The sequence below is a fragment of the Nonomuraea composti genome (assembly GCF_012034275.1).
GTDB classification, from domain to species: domain Bacteria; phylum Actinomycetota; class Actinomycetes; order Streptosporangiales; family Streptosporangiaceae; genus Nonomuraea; species Nonomuraea composti.
The window spans coordinates 33,608-39,607 of the sequence record NZ_JAATEP010000079.1 but is presented as its reverse complement, the minus strand read 5'-3'; the positions used below and the strand labels follow the sequence as shown (position 1 = coordinate 39,607).

Annotated in this window: 6 protein-coding genes; all 6 read left to right on the top strand. The window is 73.7% G+C overall.

All coding sequences use genetic code 11. The annotated features are described in order from the left end of the window. Positions 1–944: hypothetical protein (locus HCN51_RS52945; RefSeq protein ID WP_168021312.1), on the top strand; the 944-nt coding region annotated here is incomplete at its 5' end. A gap of 156 nt (positions 945–1,100) precedes the next feature. Next, positions 1,101–1,649: a peptide deformylase gene (gene def, locus HCN51_RS52940; RefSeq protein ID WP_043638609.1), complete on the top strand. Its 549-nt coding sequence runs from the start codon at positions 1,101–1,103 to the stop codon at positions 1,647–1,649. A 4-nt stretch (positions 1,650–1,653) separates the two neighbouring features. Continuing rightward, on the top strand, positions 1,654–2,580 hold the full coding sequence (gene fmt, locus HCN51_RS52935) for a methionyl-tRNA formyltransferase (protein ID WP_168021310.1): 927 nt from the start codon (positions 1,654–1,656) through the stop codon (positions 2,578–2,580). Positions 2,581–2,626: 46 nt separating this feature from the next. Next, positions 2,627–4,099 carry an RsmB/NOP family class I SAM-dependent RNA methyltransferase gene (locus HCN51_RS52930; protein WP_168021308.1) on the top strand — a complete coding sequence of 491 codons (1,473 nt, stop codon included), beginning with the start codon at positions 2,627–2,629 and terminating at the stop codon, positions 4,097–4,099. A gap of 33 nt (positions 4,100–4,132) precedes the next feature. Next, entirely contained in the window at positions 4,133–5,122 is a 990-nt protein-coding gene (locus HCN51_RS52925) for a phosphatase PAP2 family protein (RefSeq protein ID WP_168021306.1), read from the top strand. A 60-nt stretch (positions 5,123–5,182) separates the two neighbouring features. Then, entirely contained in the window at positions 5,183–5,845 is a 663-nt protein-coding gene (gene rpe / locus HCN51_RS52920) for a ribulose-phosphate 3-epimerase (RefSeq protein ID WP_080041090.1), read from the top strand. Positions 5,846–6,000 lie beyond the last annotated feature (155 nt).

Here is a 6,000-nt window from a genome sequence, read left to right as displayed (position 1 = left end):
CCACGCTGGAGTTCTGGGACGGCGTGGTCATGGACGTCCTCGACCGCGCCGACGAGGGCCTGACCGGCTCCGCCGTGGTCGACGGCCACCTCGCCGAGATGCTGGCGACGATCTATTCCGTACGGTCGGGGGTCGCCACCGCCAACCTCGCCCGCGGCATCCTCCAGTCCCACGAGGTCGCCTGCGCGCCCGGCCCCGTGGAGATGCGCAAGATCGCCGCCGCGCTGCCCGCGGAGCTGCTGGAGGCGCTGTCGTTGCTGACCTACTGCGGGCTGGTGGAGCAGACCCCCGCCGGTCGCACGGCGCTCACCCCGCTCGGCGTCTGGGCCATCCGCCGCGACCTGCTGCGCGAGGGGCACGACGCGCCGACGACGGCGGAGGTGGAGGTGTTCGCCGACCTGTCGGCGGCGGAGCTGGTGGAGGCGCTGGTCAAGGGCAGCGCCACGCAGAGCGCCGTGGCCGGCTGGCTGGAGCGCCGCTCGCCCGAGTCGGCCGCCCGCGACCTCATCGAGATCGCCGCCTCCGGCACGGCCGGCCAGCGCGGCGCCGTGGGCGCGATACTCGAGGAGCTGGGCCCCGAGGCGGAGGCCCCGGTCAGGCAGGCGCTCGACCATCCGCTGATGCGCCGCTACGCCGCCTCCTGGCTGCACATCCGCGACCTCGAGGCCCCCACGCTCAGCCCTGAAGACCACACCTGGATCGCGGTCGACTCGCTGGCGGCCCTGATGCACCTGTCGGGCCCCGCCGCCGGCCGCATCGACCCGCCCGAGCCGGGCGAAGACCTGATCAAGCTGGTCGACGAGATGCCCGCCGTGGGGCATCCCGACACGATCGCCGTCCTCGACATGCTCGCCAGCGCCCACGACGACAAGGCCGTGGTCAAGGCGGCGCGCAAGGCCGCGATGAAGGCCCGCTCGCTGGAGCACGCGCGCCGCAGCGGCTAGCCCCGCGCGTGCTCGCTCCGAGCACGCGCGCCGCGCCGGCCGGCCGCGCGCAACCACATAAGAGGCCACATGAGAGGGCCGGATGAGAGCCACATGAGAGGGCTCGCACCTGCACTAAACTGGCCTGATCCATGCCTTGAGAACGGAGTGACCCCCTTGGCGATCCAGTCGATCCGGCTGTTCGGAGACCCGGTGCTGCGCACCCCGGCGGCCCCGGTCGTCGACTTCGACAAGGAGCTGCGCAAGCTGGTCAAAGACCTCACCGACACGATGATGGACGCCCCGGGCGCGGGCCTGGCGGCCCCCCAGATCGGCGTCGGGCTGCGGGTCTTCACCTACTACGTGGACGACCAGCTCGGCCATCTGATCAACCCCGACCTCGACCTGTCCTCCGAGCTCGACGAGGAGGGCGAGGAGGGCTGCCTGTCCTTCCCCGGCCTGTCGTTCCCGACGCCGCGCGCGATCCGCGCCGTCGCCAAGGGCTTCAACATGCACGGTGAGCCGGTCACGCTGGAGGGCACCGACCTCATGGCCCGGTGCTTCCAGCACGAGACCGACCATCTCGACGGCATCCTGTTCATCGACCGGATGGACCCCAAGCAGCGCAAGCTGGCCATGAAGGCCGTGCGCGAGGCGGAGTGGAGCGGCCTGTCCGCTCCCGTGATCAAGGTCTCGCCCCACGCCACCGGCGGAAAGGCACTCTGAGCCAATGCGTCTGGTCTTCGCGGGCACGCCCGAGACGGCACTGCCGTCACTGCGCACGTTGATCGACTCGCCCCGGCACGAGGTGGTGGCGGTCGTCACCCGTCCCGACGCCCAGTCGGGTCGCGGCCGCAAGGTCCACCCGTCGCCGGTGGCCGAGCTCGCGGAGGAGGCCGGCATCGAGGTGCTGCGCCCGCAGAAGGCCGGCGACCCCGCCTTCCTCGACCGGCTCCGGGCGCTGGAGCCCCACTGCTGCCCCGTCGTCGCCTACGGCGCCCTGCTTCCGCAGTCGGCGCTCGACGTGCCCCGGCACGGCTGGATCAACCTGCACTTCTCGATCCTGCCCGCCTGGCGCGGCGCCGCGCCCGTCCAGCACGCGATCCTGCACGGTGACGAAATCACCGGGGCGAGCACGTTCCAGATCGTCAAGGAGCTCGACGCCGGCCCCGTCTACGGCGTGGTGACGGAGGAGATCCGCGGCACCGACACCAGCGGGGCGCTGCTGGAGCGGCTGTCGGTCTCGGGTGCGGGGCTGCTGGCCGCCACCCTCGACGGCGTCGAGGACGGCACCCTGGAGGCCCGCCCCCAGCCCGCCGACGGCGTCACGATCGCCCCCAAGATCTCGGTCGCCGACGCCCGCATCGACTGGGGCAAGCCCGCCATGCACGTCGACCGGCTGGTCCGGGCCTGCACGCCCAACCCGGGGGCGTGGAGCGAGTTCCGCGGGCAGCGGGTGAAGGTGGGGCCGGTGCGGGTGGTGTCAGGGGAGCGCCTGGCGCCCGGCGAGGTCGTCGCCACCAAGACGTCCGTGCTGGTCGGCACGGCCAGCGACGCGGTCGAGCTGGGCGAGGTGCAGCCGCAGGGCAAGCGGCTGATGGGGGCCGTGGAGTGGGCCCGCGGCGTTCGCCCCGACGGCAAAGAGGTCTTCGCGTGACCCGCCGGCGGTGTCAGCACACTGCTCGGAGCGAAGGTTCGAGCGCATGAAGACCAGAGGGCAGCAGGGGGCCGGCCGCACGGGAGGGCCGCGCAGGCCGTCGCGCGACCCGGCGCGCAACGCCGCCTACGACGTCGTGCGCGCGGTCGACGAGCGCGACGCGTACGCCAACCTGCTCCTGCCGCGGCTGCTGCGCGAGCGCGGCATCAAGGGGCGCGACGCCGCGCTGGCCACCGAGCTCACCTACGGCACGCTGCGCGGGCTCGGCACCTACGACGCCGTCATCGAGATGTGCAGCGACCGCGCGCCCGACCCCGACGTGCGCGACGCGCTGCGGCTCGGCGCCCACCAGCTCCTGCGCATGCGCGTCCCGCCGCACGCCGCCGTCGGCACCACCGTCGATCTGGTCCGCCTGCGCATCGGCGCCGGCGCCGCCAAGTTCGTGAACGCGGTGCTGCGCAAGATCGGCTCCCGGACGCTGGAGGAGTGGATCCCCATCGTGGCGCCCGACCCGGCCCACGACCCGGTCGGCCACCTCGCGGTCGCCTACGGCCATCCCCGCTGGATCGTCTCCGCCTTCCGCGACGCGCTGGGCACGGCCGACGAAATGGCCGACCTGCTCGACGCCGACAACGCCCGCCCCCTGGTCACGCTCGTGGCGCGGCCGGGCCGCAGCTCCGTGGAGGAGCTGGAGGACTTCGGCGCCATGCCGGGCCGCTACTCGCCGTACGCCGCGTACCTGCGCGAAGGCGATCCCGGGCAGATCGAGGCGGTGGCCGAGACGCGCGCGGCCGTCCAGGACGAGGCCAGCCAGCTCGTGGCGCTCGCCCTCACCCGGGTCCCCGTGCGGGGCGACGGCGACGAGCTGTGGCTCGACATGTGCGCGGGGCCGGGCGGCAAGGCCGGGCTGCTCGACGCCATCGCCACCCACGGCGATCTCGCCGGGCTGAGCGAGGAGGCCCGCCGGCGCGCGTCCGAGGGCGAGACCTCCGTGCCGGACGGTGATGCTCCGGGGGCTTTTCCCGGTGGGGCGCGGCTGCTGGCCGCCGACGTGCAGGCGCATCGGGCGCGGCTGGTGTGGGAGACCACCAAGAGCGCCGCGGTGGTGACCGCCGACGGCACCGAGCCCGCGTGGCGGCCCGGAGTGTTCGACCGGGTGATGCTCGACGCGCCCTGCACCGGGCTGGGCGCGCTGCGGCGCCGGCCCGAGGCGCGCTGGCGGCGCGACCCGGCGGGCATCGCCGACCTGGGCAAGCTGCAGCGGCGGCTGCTCGACACCGCCCTTGAGGCCGTGCGGCCCGGAGGCGTCGTCGCCTACGTCACCTGCTCGCCGCACCTGGCCGAGACCAAGGTCGTGGTGGGCGACATCCTGGCCCGCAGGAATGACGTCGAGCAACTGGACGCCCGCGCCTACCTGCCCGAGGTCGACGGGCTCGGCGACGGGCCGCACGCCCAGTTCTGGCCGCACCGGCACGGCACCGACGCGATGTTCCTGGCGTTGCTGCGCAAGATCGGCTGACGCGTCGCCCGTCGGTGTGGTCCGATCGAGAACGTGGACATACTGGACGAACTACACCTGGCGGAGCTGACCCCGATCATCTGGCTGCAGAGCTGGCCCGACGCCGTCCGGCCCGTCATGCAGCTGGTGTCGGTGCTGGGCACGGACGCGTTCTTCCTGCTCTGCCTGCCGCTGCTCTACTGGTGCGTCAACCCGGCGCTGGCCCTGCGGCTCGGGCTGACCGTCATGGCGTCCGCCGCCACGAACGCGATCGGCAAGCTCGCCCTGCACCAGCCCAGGCCGTACTGGATCGACCCCAGGATCCACGCGTTCTCGGCGGAAGGGGCGTTCGGGCTGCCGTCCGGGCACGCCCAGAGCGGCACCGCGGCCCTGGGGCGACTGGCGATGGCGGTGGCCCGGCCGTGGGCGTGGTGGGCGGCCGGGGCGGCCGTCGCGCTGGTGTGCCTGAGCCGGATCTACCTCGGGGTGCACTTCATCTCCGACGTCGTCGCAGGGGTGGCGCTCGGGATCGTGGTGCTGGTGCTCGTGCGGAAGCTGGAGGGGCCCGCCACCGCGTGGTGGCGCGGGCAGGCGCTGTGGGTGCAGCTCGCCGCGTCCGCGGTGCTGTCCGGCGCGCTGATCGGCTGCGCCGTGCTGGCGAACGCGCTGCACCCCGGATGGGTGGTGCCGCCGGGGTGGAGCTCGGCCGGGACGATCGACCCCGACAGCCCCGACACCGTCGTCACCATGGCGGGAGTGCTGCTGGGCACGCTGGCCGGGACGTCGGTCATGTACCGGCTGGGGTGGTTCGACGCGGGCGGGCCGCTGCGCGCCCGAGCCCTGCGGTGGGTGATCGGGACGGTCGTCGCGGTGCTCATCTGGTACGCCGAGCGCGAAGTGCTGCCGGAAGGCGTCGTGGGGACGTACCTGGCGTACGCGGTGCTGGCTCTGTGGGTGCAGGCCGGGGCGCCGGTGCTGTTCATCAGGCTCGGGCTGATGGCACGGCGCGGGCAACGCACGGCCGTCGGGCAGGGGGCCGGGTGAGGGCGTCATGAGGGCCGGGGGCGAGAGCGGGGGAGGGCGGGTCACTAGACTAGGGGGATCATGGCCGTACAGATCTCGCCCAGCATTCTCGCCGCCGACTTCGCCAGGCTCGCCGACGAGGCCGCCGCCGTGCCGAACGCCGACTGGCTGCACGTCGACGTCATGGACTACCACTTCGTGCCCAACCTGACCCTCGGGCTGCCCGTGGTCGAGGCGTTGCGCAAGGCGACCGACACGCCGCTCGACTGCCACCTCATGATCGCCGACCCCGACCGCTGGGCGCCGCAGTACGCGGAGGCGGGGGCGGGCAGCGTGACCATCCACGCCGAGGCGGCCAAGGCGCCCATCCGCACGCTGCGCGAGATCCGCTCGCTCGGCGCCAGGGCCGGGCTCGCGCTCAACCCCGCCACCCCCGTCGAGCCGTACGAAGACCTGCTCGGCGAGGTCGACATGCTGCTGCTGATGACCGTCGAGCCCGGGTTCGGGGGGCAGAAGTTCCTCGACGTGGTGCTGCCGAAGGTGCGGCGAGCGCGCGAGCTCATCGGGCGGCACGGCGGCCGGGTGTGGCTGCAGGTGGACGGGGGCGTGGACACCGGCACCATCGAGCGGTGCGCCGAGGCGGGCGCCGACGTGTTCGTGGCCGGGAGCGCGGTCTACGGGGCGTCGGATCCGGTCGCGGCGATCGACGAGCTGCGCGCCGCCGCCAACCGCGCCACCTCCTGACCCACCGGTCGTGACGCCGGCCGCTCGTGGCGTCGATCGCTCGTGGCGTCGATCGCTCGTGGCATCGGCCGCTCGTGGCGTCGATCGCTCGTGGCATCGGCCGCTCGCTGGTCGTGACTGCCGGTGACCGTCAGTTCGCCGGCACCTGACCGACC